Source organism: Christiangramia aquimixticola (genome assembly GCF_048285835.1).
Classification (GTDB): domain Bacteria; phylum Bacteroidota; class Bacteroidia; order Flavobacteriales; family Flavobacteriaceae; genus Christiangramia; species Christiangramia aquimixticola.
The window spans coordinates 34594-52571 of the sequence record NZ_JBLVTL010000004.1 but is presented as its reverse complement, the minus strand read 5'-3'; the positions used below and the strand labels follow the sequence as shown (position 1 = coordinate 52571).

Genomic DNA, 17978 nt, shown 5'->3' with positions numbered 1-17978 from the left:
ATAGCATGGCTTTAAATAATTAAAAAGTAAATTTGCAAATAGGTGTTTGATTGATGATTAAGAAGGTCAAATAGTTTTAAAAAAAACATAACAGAAGGAATAATTTTTCTAAAAGAATTCAATGCAGGGAACGGTTTATAAATCTACAGGTAGCTGGTATCATGTCAAGGCCAATAACGGGAAGTTTTATGAGTGCCGTATAAAAGGGAAATTCCGGATTCAGGGAATTAAAAGCACCAACCCCGTTGCGGTTGGAGATAAAGTGACTTTTGATCCTGAAGAGGAGGTGGAAGGAAATACCGGAGTGATAAAAAAGATCGCAGAAAGGGAGAATTATATTATTAGAAAATCGGTTAACCTGTCCAAGCAAACTCATATAATAGCCTCCAATATCGATCAGGTATTTTTGCTTATAACCCTGAATAATCCGCCAACTCTTACCACTTTTATCGATAGGTTTTTGGTAACTGCAGAGGCTTATGAAATAACTGCTGTTTTGCTTTTTAATAAAGTAGATTCTTATTCCATAGAAGAACTTGCTGAAGTGAAATACCTTGCAGAAATGTACCGGAGTGCCGGTTACGAGTGTATTGGGATTTCAGCAAAAACCGGGAAGAATGTAGATAAGGTTCATGATAAAATGCTTGGAAAGACCAGTATGATCTCCGGCCATAGTGGAACGGGAAAATCTACATTGATAAATGCCATCGAACCAAGCCTTGATCTTAAAACTTCTGAAATTTCCAAACAGCACAGTCAGGGACAGCACACCACCACTTTTGCAGAAATGTTTGATCTTAGCTTTGATGCAAGAATAATTGACACTCCTGGAATCAAAGGTTTTGGAGTTGTGGATATGGACCGGGAAGAAGTAGGGGATTATTTTCCTGAATTTTTTGAGCGAAAGCAGGATTGTAAATTTCACAATTGCATGCACATTGAAGAACCAAAATGTGCGATTAAAGATGCTCTTGAAGATGGGGAAATCGCCTGGTCTCGTTATAAGAGCTACTTGCAGATCATGGAAGGAGAAGATGAAAATTACCGCGTAGACCAATATCAGAAATAATGAGAGCAGTAATTCAAAGAGTTTCAGAAGCTTCTGTCACTGTAGATCATAAAGTATGTTCGGTTATTCACGGTGGCTTATTGATTCTTTTAGGGATTGAGGAAGAAGATACAGATGAGGATATAGAATGGTTGTGCCGAAAGATCATTAATATGAGAATTTTTAATGATAATAAAGGGGTAATGAATGAATCCTTGCTAAGTGTAGATGGTGATGCAATTATCGTTAGCCAATTTACCCTGCACGCCAGCACCAAAAAAGGGAACAGGCCAAGCTATATCAATGCAGCTAAACCGGATACCGCGGAACCACTTTATGAAAGATTTGTCGAAAAATTTGAAGCTGATCTGGGAAAAAAGGTAGGAACAGGAGTATTTGGAGCCGATATGAAAGTTATGATTTTAAATGATGGACCGGTCACAATTATAATAGACTCTAAGGAAAAACGTTAAAAAGAGTTAATTTTTTATATATTGCGCAACAGCTAACCTAATCTTTTAATGCGCAAGAATATATTGTTGTTCCTTTTCGTGATCAGCCTTGGCTCGATGCGATCACAGGAATATTCTGTTTCTCAAATCGATCCTGAGCTCCTGGTAAATGCCGATGCAGTTATTAGGAATTCCCATAGAAAAACAATTATTAAAGACCTGGACCATGTGGTGACCTATGTCACCAGAGTGGTAACCATTCTCAATGAAGAAGGGGAAAGACACCTGGATGCCTATCAGTATTATGGCGAGGGCGACCGGATTAAAAGTCAGGAAGCTTTGATCTTTGATGCTGCCGGTGAAGAGGTGAAGAAGATCAAGAAAAAGGATTTTGAAGACCAAAGTGCTTATGGGTCTTCCACTTTATTTTCAGACTCAAGAGTTAGTTACCTGGATTATACACCAAGGTCCTATCCATATACCGTAAAATATACAAGTGAGTTCATTAAAGAAAATTCAGTATTTCTAACTGGTTGGTATCCTTTTGAAGCATATGGAGTAAGTGTTGAAAATTCTGTGTATGAGTTGGAAAATCCCATGAATCTTTCAATTCGGTACAAAGAAGAAAATCTCGACAGTCTGCAGGTAGTTCGCGTAACCGACGATTTTAATTTTAAATATAGCACGCAGCATATTCCGGCCAGGAAAAATGAATTATTAAGTCCTTCTTTTCTTAAAATTTTCCCACATGTTGTTTTTTCTCTGGATCAATTTTCTCTTGAAGGCGTAGAAGGTCAAACTCAGAACTGGAACGAATTTGGGAAATGGATGTATGATAATCTAGTAGCCGGTCGTGACCGATTACCGGATACTACTATTAAAAAAGTTAGTGAGCTTACCAAAGATGCTAAAACTCTCGAAGAAAAAGCCAGAATTATTTATCAGTATGTACAGGATAATACACGGTATATCTCTGTGCAATATGGGATAGGCGGCTGGGAGCCTGCTACTGCAATGGCGGTGGATCAATTGGGATATGGAGATTGTAAAGCCCTTACAAATTATACTCATGCCTTGTTAAAAAGTCAGGGGATAGAATCTTACTACACTGTAATTTATGGCGGAGGAGCAAAGAGGGATATTAATCCCGATTTCACCAAAATGGAAGGAAATCATGTTATCCTTAATATCCCGCGTGAGGATTCTACCGATATCTGGCTGGAATGTACCAGTCAAACCAATCCTTTTGATTATATAGGCGGATTTACAGATGATCGTTTTGCCTTAAAGATATCCAATAAAGGCGGGGAAATTATTAAAACTAAAAAATATTCCGAAGCAGAGAATATTCGTCAAATTGAATGTAACATTCAGTTAAATTCAGATGGTGGTTTTGAGGCCGATTTTTCCCGATCAACTTCAGGTGTTCCCTATGGTAATGCTTATTACCTGGCAGAGGAAACTCAAGAGGATCTTCGGGAATATTATCGTGGAACCTGGCGTACAATTCAGAATATTGAATTTGAAAATATTGCACTGGAAAACGACCGGGAGGCGATTGAGTTAAAAGAGAATTTGAAATTTACCGGTGAGCGATTGACCACCGTGGCAGGAAACCGGCTTTTGATTCCTCTTAACTTTATTCAACAGCAAAACATTTCGGTTTCTTTCCTGGAAAAGAGAACGATGCCTCTACACCTGGCTCGTGGTAGAACCTATAAAGATCATTTTGTTTTCAACTTACCGGAAGGATTTGAAATAGAATCGCTTCCCGAAAGTCAATCCATAAAATCTGAATTTGGAAATTTCTCTATCAATATTACAGCTAAAGATGAAGGCAGTGGTGCGATAGAAGTAGACCGGTTCCTTGTATTAAATGAAGGTGACTGGCCGGCTTCCAGATTTATCGAATTTCAGCTTTTCATAAGAATGGTAAATAAGCTCAACAACTTAAAAGCTGTTATTGTTAATAATGCAAAATCCTAAACCTATGCTTAAAACTACTACCTGCTTGATTTTCCTGTTTATGGGAGCCTCGTTGTTTTCCCAGAACTTTAAATATGGGAAAGTATCTAAAGAAGAGGTGAAAGAAAAACAGCATCCTCTCGAAGAAAATGCAGGTGCAGCTATTCTATACTCTTATCAACGAACTTTTTTTGAATACAATCAAAGTACAGGTTTTAATCTGGTTTCAGAATACCATCAAAGGATCAAAATTTACACTAAAGAAGGATTTGATTGGGCAACTAAAGAAATAAGCTCGAGACAGGGTAATCTTGAAGAAAACGTTAGCAGTATAAAAGGAGTTACTTATAATCTTGAAAATGGTAAGCTGGTTGAAACTAAACTCGACCGTGATAATATTTACAAAGAGGATGCTAGCCGATATAGAAAAATCACCAAATTCACCATGCCGGCGGTGAAAGAAGGCAGTGTGATTGAATTTGAATACCGAAAATCTTCCGATAAAATTACAACTTCCCTGGATAGGGTTACACTGCAGCATACCATTCCAATCAACAAGTTGGATATCTCGGTAACCATTCCGGAATATTTCAATTTTGGAGTTTATAATAATCCTAAAGCAGCTATATATGTAAAGGTTGATATGGAAAACAAACCTTTTGTCAAGTCTTTCACCAATACATATAGAGATGATTCAGATTCAAGACTTACCAGAACAGGGACGCGTAATACCCGGGTGGAATTTATGCAAACTTCATATGTAGTAGAACAGGAAAATATTCCATCGTTACAGGAAGAGAATCACGTCGATCACCTGGAGAATTATGCAGCTTTCCTGGATTGGGAACTAAAATTCGTGAATTTCCCTAATTCCCCTATGGAAAATTATTCCCAGACCTGGGAAGGTGTATCCAAATCCTTGTATCAGGATAATGGTTTTGAGAGACATTTAAGGAGTACCGGATTTTTTGAAGATGACCTTAAACAGTTATTGGGAACCACCGGAGATCCGATGGAAAAATTAAGCAGGATCTTTGAATTTGTAAAACGCAAGGTAAAATGGAATGATTATATAGGATTTATTCCTGAAAACGGTCTTAAGGCGGCTTACAAAGAAGGTTCAGGGAATACTGCAGATATTAACCTGCTTTTGGTTTCCATGTTAAAATACGCCGGGCTGGATGCCGATCCAGTATTGGTGAGCACAGCGCGAAATGGAATCCCGCTTTATCCTACCAAATCTGGTTTCAATTATTTAGTTGCTGCAGTAAAATTTAATGGGAATACACTTTTGATGGATGCAACAGATGCAGCTGCCGGCCCTGGAGAATTACCTAAAATTGCCCGAAACTGGCAGGGAAGACTTGTTCGGGAAGATGGAACTTCAGAATGGGTTAGTCTTCAGCCGGAATATTTTTCAATTGATAGAACAAGGTTAAATGTTCAAATGACAGGAACAGCCATCAAAGGAAAATATATCAATACCAAAGATGGCCTGTACGCCAAGAATTATCGCACTGCTCATGGTACTGCCGAAAGTGCAACTGAAGCCTTGTCTAAAGGAAGCACTGGCTATAATACTTCTGGCGTGGAACTAAAGAATTTTGAAAAAATAGGGAAGGATATTACCGGGAGCTATACTTTCGAAACTGCGAATGGGCAGGACATGATAGGAGATAAGATCTATTTCAAACCTTTATTTTTTCAAACTACTACCGTTAATCCGTTTAAAGCTGAAAAGAGAATATATCCTGTATATTTTGATTTCCCTTCTCAAAAGCATAATCTGGTAAATATTATGATCCCTGATGGTTATGAGATCTCCAGTTTGCCGGAAAGCATTATTCTGAAACTTAAAGAGAATTCCGGAGAATTTAGATTCCTTGTAACCAGCAATAAAAACTTTATAAGAATAGATTCTCAGTTAAATATTTCGCAGATCATTTATCCTTCGACAGATTATGAGATCATTCAAAAGTTTTTCAACAACATTATCGAAAAACAAAATGAAAGCATAGTTTTGAGTAAAATTTCGACAGATGGACTTGAAGAACGCGCAGAAAGCGGTAGATAACTGGATAAATGAACATGGAGTTCGTTACTTTAATGAACTAACAAATATGGCACAGCTTACTGAAGAAGTAGGCGAGGTAGCCCGGATCATTGCCCGTAGATATGGGGAGCAAAGTGAGAAGGAAAGCGATAAGAACAAGGATCTTGGTGAAGAGCTGGCAGATGTGGTATTTGTAGTGCTATGTCTGGCTAATCAAACTGGAGTTGACCTTCAGGAGGCTTTTGACAGGAAACTTGATATCAAGACCAAACGAGACAAGGATCGCCACAAGAACAACGAAAAACTGAAATAATGAATTTTAAAGCAATTATTTCAACCAGAGCTTTCTGGAAATCGGTGTTTTGGTTAGGTCTTTCTTTTCTGGTTCTGTATAATGTCATCACCATATTTTTTGAATATGGAGAATTTGCTGTTTCAACTTTTTTTGAAGAACGAACCAAAGATGGGAAGTTAGTACGGTTTATAATTGGACAGTTTCTGGCTTCCTTCCTGTATGGTTTTATTTTATCCTTTGGCCAGTTTCGTACTAAGGGAAAGAAAGACTAAATTAGTTGATTAAGCATCTGTACAAAATGAATCTTTCTCTCGAGAATTCCGAAAAAAACTTAGAAGCCAATCTTCAAATAACCGGTTCTAAAAGTGAATCCAACCGGCTGTTGATCCTGCAGGCACTTTATCCCAATATTTCAATATCCAATCTTTCCAACAGTGACGATTCTGTAGTGATGAAAGCTGCCCTGGAGAAAGGTAATGGACTTATTGATATACATCACGCCGGTACCGCCATGAGATTTCTTACGGCGTATTTTTCCTGTAAGGAAGGCTGCGAGGTTACTCTTACGGGAAGTGCCCGAATGAAGGAAAGACCTATTAAGCTACTGGTGGATGCTTTAAAAAGTATGGGAGCCGATATTTCATATTTGGAAAATGAGGGATGTCCGCCATTGCAGATAAAAGGGAAAAAGCTGGAGGCACCATCGGTTAAACTTGCGGCAAATGTTAGTAGCCAGTATATTTCGGCGTTAATGCTAATTGGACCCTCTTTACCGCAGGGTCTAGAAATTATTTTGGAAGGGCAGGTTACCTCTACACCTTATATCTTGATGACCCTGGAAATTTTGAAACAGGCAGGGCTCAATGGATCTTTTAAAAACAACAGAATTTATATTGAACCGAAGGTGGATGTTGAAAATGTAAGTATCCCTGTAGAGTCAGACTGGAGTTCAGCATCCTATTTTTATAGCATTTGTGCTATAGCCGAATCGGCTAACATCAAACTTTCCAACTACAAGAAAGAAAGCAAACAGGGCGACTCCTGTCTTGCTGAAATTTACAGGCAATTTGGTGTCAAAACTATTTTTTCTGAAAACAGCATCGAATTAATTAAGGAAAAAGGACCTTATTCCAGATGTTTAAGGGAAGATTTGCGAAACTCACCGGATATCGCTCAAACAATAGCAGTGACCTGCCTGGCATTGGGCAGGGAATGTATCCTGACCGGTCTTCATACCTTAAAGATCAAGGAAACCGATAGGCTGCTGGCATTAAAGAATGAAATGGAGAAGTTCGGGGCTCAGGTAAAAATCACAGATGATAGTTTGCATTTGCTTCCCTGTAAAAGTCTGAAAGAAGGAGTGGAAATAGAAACTTATAATGATCATCGTATGGCGATGGCTTTTGCTCCTCTCGCACTCAAAACGAAAATAACAATAAAAGATGCCAATGTGGTATCAAAATCTTACCCTGATTTTTGGGAAGATTTCAAAAAATTAGGTTTTAAGGGGCAATAAATTATTTAATTTCCAAATAAACATGCATTTACTTGACAACCCCTGTCTTGAGATTGTATATTTGCAGCTTTTAAAATAGGAACTATGGGAATGAAACTTTCAAATTTCAATTTTGAACTGCCTAAAGAACTTTTGGCTGAATATCCAAGTGAAAACAGGGATGAAGCAAGGCTAATGGTACTTAACCGTAAGGAGCAGACAATTGAACATAAAAAATTTAAAGATATAATCGATTATTTTGAGCCGGAAGATGTGATGGTTCTTAATAACACCAAAGTTTTTCCTGCCAGACTTTATGGGAATAAAGAAAAAACCGGGGCAAGAATCGAAGTTTTCTTGCTTCGTGAATTGAATCCCGAAACAAAATTATGGGATGTACTGGTAGATCCTGCCAGAAAAATAAGAATTGGAAATAAACTTTATTTTGGTGAGGACGAAAGTCTTGTAGCTGAAGTAATTGATAATACTACTTCCAGAGGAAGAACTCTGAGATTTCTTTATGATGGTTCTTACAGTGATTTTAGAATGAAACTGAAGGAACTTGGGCAAACTCCACTTCCAAAGTATATCAAAAGAGAGGTAGAGCCGGAAGATGAAGAAAGATACCAGACAATATATGCTAAAAAAGAAGGAGCGGTAGCTGCACCAACTGCAGGACTTCACTTCTCAAAGCATTTATTAAAAAGACTGGAGATAAAAGGAATCGATTTTGCTGAGGTTACCCTTCATGTTGGATTGGGAACTTTTAGCCCGGTAGAGGTAGAAGACCTTTCCAAGCATAAAATGGATAGCGAAGAAGCTTATATCACCAAAGATGCTACAGAGGTGATCAATAAAGCTAAAGTTGATAAACGTAAGGTTTGTGCTGTTGGTACCACGGTAATGCGTGTGCTTGAAAGCGCAGTATCTTCAGATCAAACATTGAATGAGTTTGGTGGATGGACAAATAAGTTCATTTTCCCTCCATACGATTTCAATATTGCGAACTGTATGATCACCAATTTCCATACTCCAAAGTCAACTTTATTAATGATGGTTTCTGCATTCGCAGGTCATGATTTTATGAAAAAGGCTTATGAAGAGGCTGTAAAAGAAAAGTATAGATTCTATACTTATGGGGACGCAATGTTGATCCTATAATAAGATTTTGAATAATTATAAGGCCATAAGCTGAACTCTCGGTTTATGGCCTTTTTTGTAAGCAAAAGAAATATAAGAGACTGAAGCTTTCAGTTTTAAGTTTGTAATTTAGCAGCGTGAAGAATAAGAAAAAAGATATCCGGGCATTAACCAAAGAGCAACTTCAACAATTTTTTGTTTCAGAAGGAGATAAGTCATTCCGAGGCTCTCAGGTTTACGAGTGGCTTTGGAATAAAGCGGCGCACTCTTTTGATGATATGACCAATATTTCAAAGGAGACCCGCCAGATGCTGAAAGATAACTTTGTGATCAACCATATTCGGGTTGACCGGATGCAGCGAAGTAGTGACGGGACCATTAAAAATGCGGTTAAACTTCATGATTCCCTTACTGTGGAATCTGTTCTTATACCAACAAAGTCCAGAACTACGGCCTGCGTATCTTCACAGGTAGGTTGCAGTCTTGATTGTAAATTTTGTGCTACTGCCAAACTTAAAAGGATGCGTAACCTTAATCCTGATGAGATTTACGATCAGGTAGTGGCTATAGATAACGAGAGCAGACTATATTTTGATCGACCGCTTTCCAATATAGTTTTTATGGGAATGGGGGAGCCTTTGATGAATTACAATAATGTAATGAAGGCTATAGAAAAAATCACTTCGCCGGAAGGATTGGGGATGTCTCCAAAGAGAATTACCGTTTCCACCTCGGGAGTACCTAAAATGATCAAGAAATTGGCAGATGATGAGGCCAAGATCAAGCTTGCTGTTTCCCTGCATTCAGCAATAGATGAGGTTAGGACCCAGATCATGCCTTTTAATGAAACTTTTCCTCTTGATGACCTTCGGGATGCTTTACAATACTGGTATTCTAAAACCGGAAGCAGGATCACTTATGAGTATATTGTTTGGAAGGGAATTAACGATACCAGAGATGACGCAAGAGCACTTGTGAAATTCTGCAAATATGTTCCCTGTAAGGTCAATTTAATTGAGTACAATCCAATAGATGACGGAGTGTTCCAGCAGGCAGCTTCAGAAGCTACCAACATGTATCAGGAAATGCTGGAGAAAAACGGAATTACCGTTACCGTTAGGCGTTCCAGAGGTAAGGATATAGACGCAGCATGTGGTCAATTAGCTAACAAGTCGGCTTAATTTTAAAAGGTAATGCTTCCTTTTAAATATGTATATTTACCGTCTTTATGAAGGTTATTTCCCAAATAAAACTTCCCGTAGAGCAGGAGATGGAGCTTTTTGAAAAAAAGTTCTTTGAATCGATGTCTTCTAAAGTTGCTCTTTTAAACAGGATCACCCATTATATAGTAAACCGCAAAGGGAAGCAAATGCGTCCCATGTTCGTATTTCTCGTTGCCAAAATGGTTTCCGGCGGGAAGGTGAACGAACGTACTTACCGGGGAGCTTCGGTTATAGAATTGATTCATACCGCTACTTTGGTTCATGATGATGTAGTGGACGATTCCAACCGCCGTAGAGGTTTTTTCAGCATTAATGCGCTTTGGAAGAATAAGATTGCGGTGCTGGTAGGAGATTATTTATTATCCAAGGGCCTTTTACTTTCTATTGACAACAACGATTTTGACCTTCTGAAGATTATTTCGGTTGCTGTTAAGGAGATGAGTGAAGGTGAGTTGCTACAGATAGAGAAGGCCAGACGCCTTGACATAACTGAAGATGTTTACTACGATATTATTAGACAAAAAACCGCCACTTTAATAGCTGCCTGTTGTAGCCTGGGTGCGGCATCTGTAAAACCAGATTCCGAAGAGGTGTCCCAAATGAGAAAATTTGGGGAGTTGATCGGGATGGCCTTTCAGATTAAAGATGACCTGTTTGATTACGGTTCAGAAAAAATTGGAAAACCTACCGGGATCGATATAAAAGAGCAGAAAATGACCCTCCCGTTGATCTATACGCTGAATAATGTATCTGAAAAGGATCGAAAATGGCTCATCAATTCGGTAAAAAATCATAATAAGGATAAAGGCAGAGTAAAGGAAGTTATAAGCTTTGTAAAAGATAACGGAGGGCTGGAGTATGCAGTAAAACGCATGAAGGATTTCCAGAATGAAGCTTTGCAGATTTTACAAACCTATCCTGAGTCTGAATACCGGGACAGTCTGGAACTCATGGTCAATTATGTAATTGAACGGAAAAAATAAAAAAAGCGAAACTTAGGGTTTCGCTTTTTTTATGACTTCAGTTGAAGAAGGATTAATGATCGTGGTTATCGTGATTCATATCATCTGTTTCATGAATCTCTTCATGAATTTCTTCTTTCACTTTTTTAGTTCCTTTTTTGATCTTTTCACCGGCATCTTTGGCGCCAGATTCAATGTCTTTTCCTATAGCTTTTACAGCATCCTCGGTTTTTTCCTGAGTGGCTTCACGGCAGGAGTAAAATGAAAGACTAAAACTAACGGCGAGGATTAAGATTATTGATTTTTTCATAAGTCGTGGTTTTTATAATTAAAAAAAGCCATTCAATGAATGGCTTTAATTTTATTAAGAAAAAAGATGATTACATGTTGTCATCTTCGTGCATTTCCTCTTCTACTTCTTGCTCCATTTCAGCTTCAGCGTTCTCAGCAGCGTTTTCTACGTCCTGACCAGCTTCTTCAATTTCATTTCCTGCTTCATCAGCAGCGTTTTCCATATCTTCACCCATAGCTTCTACAGCTTCTTCGGTTTTTTCTTCAGTAGTTTCTCTACAAGAGTAGATAGAAAGAGACATTGTTGCAACAGCAAATAGTAAGAATAATTTTTTCATTGTAAAATGTTTAATTAGTTGAAGACACAAAGTTAAACAATTTTTATTTACGCAAAAGGACTCTTTTCACTTAAATATTTCCAGTAGCGCTTAGGTACGTGTTGTACATGAAGGCGCATATTTACTCGGCTTTTAATGTTAGTGGAGTCAAAATATTCTTTCCATAATTGCTGAAAATAGATTTCACCTGCTTCAAAGTAATCGGGATTTCCGCCTGAAATGCCTAGGTCTTCAGGTAGTTCCATGGAGACGTATTGCGTTTTTTCGAGGTCATAATGCACTCCTAATTTTCTTCGAATATCATAGATCAGCCATTTTTGATCTGCATACCTGCTTTTAAAATGTTTGGTAATAATAGGAAGTACATTAAAATCTGGTTCGATAATGGCAAAATACAGATCATCTTTAGTAAGCCGGAATCTTACAAATGCTTCCATCCGGTGTTTTTCTCTTCCTACTTGTTTGGCTACATTGGCAATATAGAGGACAGAGGGGTGAGAATAATCCAGATCTACCTTGGCTTTTGCAGAGAATATATAGTGAACCATATCGAACATCTTCACCTCAATCCCCGGAACTTCGCTTAAAAACGCCCATTGTAATCGCAATAATGTATTGGATGATGTTTTTGCCTTTAAGCCCTTCATCACCCGTTGAGCTTTGACATGATCTGTTATTATATCAACCGTCTCACAAAATAACTTCTGTTGCTCTTCTCCAGCGGGAACTATTTCAATAACCTTTAACTTCTGCTCATAAGCGGTAAATACGCAGGTTAGAAACCCCTGGAAACTTCCATCGTAAATTAATACCGTTTCCTTCATTAGAATAAACTTAGTTGATCACTGAATTCTTTCTTGTATTTGCTAAAAGAGGTTTTTAGAATAAGCTGTTTCAGGCGCTCACTATCCATGTCTCTTAATTCCTTTTCTCTTGAATCGCAGGTAAGAAAGAATTTCGCCCTATTCATGGAAATCCCGATCTTAATAAGGTGATCCCAGCCAAGTTTTCTGAATTTTCGGGCCTGTAAAATCTTGCTTACAGATTTTAAACCCACACCCGGAATCCTTAAAAGCATTTGTTTATCTGCTTTGTTTACATCAACCGGAAAGAGATGACGGTTACGCAGGGCCCAGCTTAGTTTAGGATCTATATCCATTTCCAGATGCTGAAAATCATTGGTTAGAATTTCCCTGATATCAAAGCCATAAAACCGCATCAGCCAGTCTGTCTGGTAGAGTCTGTTTTCTCTCATCATGGGAACCTGCGAGCCGAGCGCAGGTAATCTGGGATCGTTGCTAATAGGTACATATCCTGAATAATATACCCGCTTCATATTATATTTTTTATAAAAGAATGCTGAGGAATACATGATATCCCGATCACTTTCTCCGGTTGCTCCCACGATCATTTGAGTGCTTTGGCCCGCGGGTGCATATTTAGGAGTGCTTTTAATTAATTTCGATTCGCTTTTATACTGAATGATCTCATTCTTCACTTTCTCCATCGGTTTCATGAAATCCTCATGATTCTTATCCGGTGCCAGTAATTTAAGACCGGATTTTGTCGGAATTTCAATATTTACACTTAGCCTGTCGGCATATAAACCGGCTTCCCGCATTAATTCGTCACTCGCACCAGGAATACTTTTTAGATGTATATAACCATTGAAATTCTCTTCATTCCTTAATTTTTTCGCCACCTGAATTAGTCGCTCCATGGTATGATCCGGACTTTTAAAAATTCCCGAACTAAGAAAAAGTCCCTCGATGTAATTACGCCGGTAAAAACTAATAGTAAGATCTACAACCTCCTGCACCTTAAAAGCAGCCCGTTTAATATCATTGCTTTTTCGCGTTACGCAATAAGCACAGTCAAAGATGCAATGATTGGTGAGTAGTATTTTTAATAAGGAAACACACCTCCCATCCTGGGTATAGGAATGGCAGATGCCCATCCCGGATGAGTCTCCCAGGCCTTTGGTAGTGTTCTTTCGCTTAGAACCACTGCTGGAACATGAAACATCATATTTGGCAGCATCTGCGAGAATATTAAGCTTTTCTTTTATTCGGTCGAAATCCATAAAATTGGAATTTCTCCAAAATTAGGAAAAATTCCAATTCAGAGTGGAATTACCTGAATTTAGTTTTAACGCATTTCGAATAGAAATTGACCGAAAAGTAAAATGGTTGCAGTTGCTTATTTCACCTTTTGATCTTTACCAGCTAACCGTGCAAAATTTTCATAGGCCTGTTCAACTTTTGCAGCGGGAGTCTTTTTAAATTCGTCCTGAGTAACGCCATATTTCTTCTGAAGTTCTATTAATTCAGCATGAAGTTTTTTCTGAACTTTTTCATATTCCAGGGATCCATAAAGATTATGTTTCTCTGTGGGATCCTCCTTAAGGTCATATAACTCCCAGGTATCGATATCATCATAAAAATGAATCAGTTTATACCTTTTGGTTCTAATTCCGTAATGACGTTTAACCATATGGAAAGCCGGGAAATCATAATAGTGATAATAAACAGCATCTCTAAAATCTTTACTATTTTCACTTTTGGTTAATAAAGGTAACAGAGATTGGCCTTGCATTGATCCGGGGATTTCCACTCCTGCAAAATCTAAAAAGGTAGGGGCGAAATCGAGATTTTGAGTTAATGCATCTATAGTAGTTCCCTTTTCAATATGCTTTGGATATTGAATTAACAGTGGCATGGCCAGAGATTCTTCATACATAAAACGTTTGTCAAAAAATCCTTTCTCTCCCAGATAAAATCCCTGATCTGTAGTATAGACAATAATTGTATTTTCGGTTAAGCCTTGCTCTTCAAGATAATCAAGAATTTTACCCACACCTTCGTCCACGGCGGCTACGGTACCCATGTAATCTCTTAAATATCTCTGACCCTTCCAATTGGCCAGATCTTTTCCCTTTAAATTAGCATCATGAAAGGCATCATTTTTTGGACGATAGGCGGCATTCCATGCTTTTCTTTGTTCAGGAGTCATTCTGTCGAAGTCTGAGGTCCAGGGATTATGTTTTAAAGAATCACTGCCTTTAGCGACAGTCATTTTTAGATCATGGCCTTCATACATATCTTCATAAATGGTTTGTTGCTGTTGTTGCGCAGCGATCTGTCCTTCATGGGTAGAAAAATATGTTTCAGGTAATGGGAAATTAACTGAGTCATAAGTATTAATATGTCTTAATGGAGGCATCCAGTTACGATGGGGGGCTTTATGGTGAACCATTAAAAAGAAAGGTTTGTCTTTGTCCCTTTTTTCTTTGATCCAATCGATACCCATATCCGTGATAATATCGGTGGCATAACCATTTACGATCGTGGTGTCGTTTTCATGGATAAATTCGGGATTGTAATAATTCCCCTGATCATTTAAGATCTTCCAGTAATCAAATCCCTGAGGTTTTCCATGTAAATGCCATTTCCCAACTATGGCTGTCTGGTAGCCTGCTTTTTTCAAATATTTTGGAAGGGTGGGTTGAGAGCCATCAAATGTTTCCCCATTCATTCTAAAACCATTTAGGTGGCTAAATTTTCCTGTTAGAATAACAGCTCTGCTTGGTCCACAAATAGAATTGGTGCAGAAGTTATTCAGGAATTTTGCACCATTGGTCGCTATTCGATCAATATTTGGAGTGGGAGCTACCTGACTTACCGGATGACCATAAGCACTAATAGCTTGTGCAGCATGATCATCTGTCATAATATATACAATATTTGGTTTGGTATTGGAATCTTCTTCCTTTTCCGTTTTTTTCTTGCTCTGATCGCAACCAATAAATAATAAGGAAATAATAAAAATGCCTGAAAAATGAAGCCCGGGAAATACTCTGGAAAATTGCATTGGAAAGAAATTTGAATTGGAAAAATACGAAAGTTTTAGCTGGAAATTATTACTTTTCACCTGCACAAATACTGCACAAACCAATATACAGGATGAAAAATATTTTCCTCAACTGTCTGATATTTATAGGGTTAATTATAAATTATGCCTATTCGCAGGAATTAGTTCCACCTATACAAAGTTATTCACCGGCAGATTATGGTGCAGCAAGCCAGAATTGGGATATTGCTTTAGATGATAGAGGAGTTGTTTATGCAGCGAATAATCAGGGTTTGTTGGTTTTTGATGGTTTGAGCTGGGAATTATACAGTTTGGAGAATCAATCCATTATCCGCTCGGTTTACCCATATCAGGATCGTATTTACACAGGATCATACCAAGAATTTGGCTTTTGGGAAACCCTTAATGATGGTCGGTTACATTACACAAGTTTGACTCCCCTGATGCAGGATTTAGAAATGCAAAGTGATGAATTCTGGGAGATCATTTCTTACAATAATGCTATTTACTTCAGATCTTTTGGTGCTATATATAAATATGAAAGTGATAAGATCACAAAAATAAAAAATGAGGTTTCTACTGCCCTTGGGAATTACAGGGATAGGTTGATATATGCTCCAAGACTTAAAGGACTCGCCTATCTTAATGAAGATGGAGAAAGTGAAGCATTAGAAGGAGACTTGAGGGAATTAAATGGAATAAATATCATTGATATTAAAGCTAGGGGTAACGAGCTTTTTATTGCCGGGAAGGAAGAACTTTTTATCTACAAAGATCAACAATTAAGCAGGATAAAAAATCGCAACCTGAATAGTTTATTAGTCCGGTCTGAATTAAACCATATTATCTCTATTTCAGAAAATGAGTTGGTGCTTGGAACTATTAAGGATGGTATAGTTCAGTACAACTTAAAAGAGGATCATTTTAAAGTTTATGGCAGATCCTCTGGATTGCAAAACAATACTGTTTTGGGTATGGCATACTCCCGGGGAAAACTCTGGCTGGCTCTGGATAAAGGAGTGGACATGATAGACTTAAAAGCTCCATTCAAATTCTATACAGAAAATACGGGTGAATTGGGTGCGATTTATGATATGCAAAATTTTAATGGCACCTATTATTTCGCTTCCAACACAGGGGTTTACACCTTTATGGATGGCCAATTAAAGTTAATTGAAGATGCCGGTGATCATGCCTGGAACCTGGAGGTTATTGATAACACATTATATGCGAACCATAATACCGGAACCTATAAGATCGAAAATAATAAGTTTATTCCGGTAGACACCCGGACCGGTAGTTTCTCTATTAAAAAAATAGGAACCCAACCCGGGAAACTGATGATTGCCGATTATACCGGGTTAAGCATTTATGATAAGCGAACCGGAAAAGTTAAGGAACTCAGCGGGATATCATTTCCTGTAAAAGATCTGGTTATAGAAAACAGTTCCAGACTGTGGGTCGCACATCCTTATGAGGGGATCTATAAAATCACCCATGAAGAATTTGAAAATCTTCAGGTAGAAAAAATTTCATCTTTAGGGAAAACTAAAAATTTCAATCCCCGAATTTACAATATAAATAATCAGATATTATCCTTCATAAATGGGAAGTGGTTTAAATACAATCCTTTTAAGGACCAATTTGAAATATTTAAGGAGTTTGAAGCTTATTCCAACTCCGGCCTTATATTAAATGAGGAGCCAAATTATGTTTTTTGCGATATAGAAACCGGAGCCCTTACGCTTACTAATTTGCAAGAAGACAAGGTTGTGATAGGCCCTGAACTTTTAAATTCCAGATTAGTAAAAGCAAATGAGAATATAATTCAGGAAAATGATTCTGTTTTTAATATAACTCTTAATGACGGTTTTGTTCAGGTTAATTTAAGGGAGCTTAAAAGACAATTAAAAAATCCCTGGGTGAGCGAACCTTTTATTAAAGAATTTTCAGCCGGAGACCGGCGTTTTATGTTAAATGAATCTCCGGTAATTCCTTATGCAATATCTCAAAATATCACCTTAAAAGCCGGCTTGCCGGAATCCTCGGCGCACGGACTTCAGTATAAACTAACCGGTGAAGATAATCTAAATGGAAAAATAGCCTCCGGTGTAATTAATTTCAGAAATCTGGAACAAGGGGATTATGAACTGCAATTAAGCACCATTGGTGGGGGACTCATTAATGCCTCGAGCAAAACCTTCAAGTTTAGTATTGCACCTCCATGGTATCTGTCAATGCCTATGAAGATGGTTTATGCACTTATGGTTATATCCATTGGTTTTCTCATTATTTGGTTAAATAAGATGAAACTTAGAAAACATCAGTTGCAGTTGGAAGCCAGGTTTGAAAAGGAACACATGGAACGATTAAATAAGCTGGAAAAGGAAAAATTGATGAACGAGATCGACCTTAAGAGAAAGGAACTGGCTAATACCACCATGATGGCAGCGAAGAAGAATGAAGTGCTTATGGAGATCCAGGCCGAATTGAACAAGGATAAAACCAAGTTTTCAAATCAGTTTCGGTTGAAGCATATAATGAACAAAATCAATAATGCGGTCAAGAACAAAGATGAATGGAAATTATTTGAAACTAACTTTAATGAAGTGCACGAGGACTTCTTTAAAGATATTCTGAAAGAATATCCAAAACTCACTAGTAAGGACTTGAAATTATGCTCCTACCTTAAAATGAATTTAAGTTCCAAAGAGATTGCTCCTTTAATGGGAATTTCAGTTCGCGGGGTGGAAGTGCATCGTTATAGGTTACGAAAAAAAATGGATTTGGACAGCGATGTGAATCTCACAAAATTTTTAATAAAGAATTTCTAAAATCTTAGAAAT

The 17978-nt window shown here is 37.8% G+C and carries 16 protein-coding genes; 11 read left to right on the top strand and 5 right to left on the bottom strand.

Annotation, left to right across the window (positions count from 1 at the left end; genetic code table 11):
• The first annotated feature begins 121 nt into the window (after positions 1-121).
• From rsgA to ACNKXV_RS09390, 10 genes are all read left to right on the top strand, one after another.
• Positions 122-1069: a ribosome small subunit-dependent GTPase A gene (rsgA, locus tag ACNKXV_RS09435; RefSeq protein ID WP_417907477.1), complete on the top strand. Its 948-nt coding sequence runs from the start codon at positions 122-124 to the stop codon at positions 1067-1069.
• A complete protein-coding gene (dtd, locus tag ACNKXV_RS09430; protein ID WP_417907476.1) occupies positions 1069-1521 on the top strand; it encodes a D-aminoacyl-tRNA deacylase in 453 nt (150 codons plus the stop codon). The genes rsgA and dtd overlap by 1 nt, the downstream gene beginning before the upstream one ends.
• Before the next feature lie 48 nt (positions 1522-1569).
• Complete coding sequence (locus ACNKXV_RS09425; protein WP_417907475.1) at positions 1570-3486, top strand: DUF3857 domain-containing protein; 1917 nt, start codon at positions 1570-1572, stop codon at positions 3484-3486.
• Between the two features lie 4 nt (positions 3487-3490).
• Positions 3491-5539: a DUF3857 domain-containing protein gene (locus ACNKXV_RS09420; protein ID WP_417907474.1), complete on the top strand. Its 2049-nt coding sequence runs from the start codon at positions 3491-3493 to the stop codon at positions 5537-5539.
• Complete coding sequence (locus ACNKXV_RS09415; RefSeq protein ID WP_417907473.1) at positions 5505-5831, top strand: nucleotide pyrophosphohydrolase; 327 nt, start codon at positions 5505-5507, stop codon at positions 5829-5831. The genes ACNKXV_RS09420 and ACNKXV_RS09415 overlap by 35 nt, the downstream gene beginning before the upstream one ends.
• Positions 5831-6085, top strand: coding sequence for a hypothetical protein (locus tag ACNKXV_RS09410; RefSeq protein WP_417907472.1), 255 nt, complete (start codon positions 5831-5833; stop codon positions 6083-6085). The genes ACNKXV_RS09415 and ACNKXV_RS09410 overlap by 1 nt, the downstream gene beginning before the upstream one ends.
• 26 nt (positions 6086-6111) lie before the next feature.
• On the top strand, positions 6112-7329 hold the full coding sequence (locus ACNKXV_RS09405; RefSeq protein ID WP_417907471.1) for a 3-phosphoshikimate 1-carboxyvinyltransferase: 1218 nt from the start codon (positions 6112-6114) through the stop codon (positions 7327-7329).
• A gap of 90 nt (positions 7330-7419) precedes the next feature.
• Entirely contained in the window at positions 7420-8469 is a 1050-nt protein-coding gene (queA, locus tag ACNKXV_RS09400; protein WP_417907747.1) for a tRNA preQ1(34) S-adenosylmethionine ribosyltransferase-isomerase QueA, read from the top strand.
• 116 nt (positions 8470-8585) lie between these two features.
• Entirely contained in the window at positions 8586-9629 is a 1044-nt protein-coding gene (rlmN, locus tag ACNKXV_RS09395; RefSeq protein WP_417907470.1) for a dual-specificity RNA methyltransferase RlmN, read from the top strand.
• Positions 9630-9676: 47 nt separating this feature from the next.
• Positions 9677-10654: a polyprenyl synthetase family protein gene (locus ACNKXV_RS09390; RefSeq protein WP_417907469.1), complete on the top strand. Its 978-nt coding sequence runs from the start codon at positions 9677-9679 to the stop codon at positions 10652-10654.
• Positions 10655-10706: 52 nt separating this feature from the next.
• Here ACNKXV_RS09390 and ACNKXV_RS09385 read toward each other — a convergent pair whose 3' ends face one another.
• The 5 genes from ACNKXV_RS09385 to ACNKXV_RS09365 all read right to left on the bottom strand — a co-directional run bounded on the left by ACNKXV_RS09385 (position 10707) and on the right by ACNKXV_RS09365 (position 15132).
• On the bottom strand, positions 10707-10943 hold the full coding sequence (locus tag ACNKXV_RS09385) for a hypothetical protein (RefSeq protein ID WP_417907468.1): 237 nt from the start codon (positions 10941-10943) through the stop codon (positions 10707-10709).
• 70 nt (positions 10944-11013) lie between these two features.
• On the bottom strand, positions 11014-11262 hold the full coding sequence (locus ACNKXV_RS09380; protein WP_417907467.1) for a hypothetical protein: 249 nt from the start codon (positions 11260-11262) through the stop codon (positions 11014-11016).
• A 47-nt stretch (positions 11263-11309) separates the two neighbouring features.
• Positions 11310-12086: a TIGR03915 family putative DNA repair protein gene (locus ACNKXV_RS09375; RefSeq protein ID WP_417907466.1), complete on the bottom strand. Its 777-nt coding sequence runs from the start codon at positions 12084-12086 to the stop codon at positions 11310-11312.
• Entirely contained in the window at positions 12086-13345 is a 1260-nt protein-coding gene (locus ACNKXV_RS09370) for a putative DNA modification/repair radical SAM protein (protein ID WP_417907465.1), read from the bottom strand. The genes ACNKXV_RS09375 and ACNKXV_RS09370 overlap by 1 nt, the downstream gene beginning before the upstream one ends.
• 116 nt (positions 13346-13461) lie before the next feature.
• Entirely contained in the window at positions 13462-15132 is a 1671-nt protein-coding gene (locus ACNKXV_RS09365) for a sulfatase family protein (RefSeq protein WP_417907464.1), read from the bottom strand.
• A 92-nt stretch (positions 15133-15224) separates the two neighbouring features.
• On the opposite strand from ACNKXV_RS09365, the gene ACNKXV_RS09360 reads away from it, so the two are divergent.
• A complete protein-coding gene (locus tag ACNKXV_RS09360; protein WP_417907463.1) occupies positions 15225-17966 on the top strand; it encodes a helix-turn-helix and ligand-binding sensor domain-containing protein in 2742 nt (913 codons plus the stop codon).
• Positions 17967-17978 lie beyond the last annotated feature (12 nt).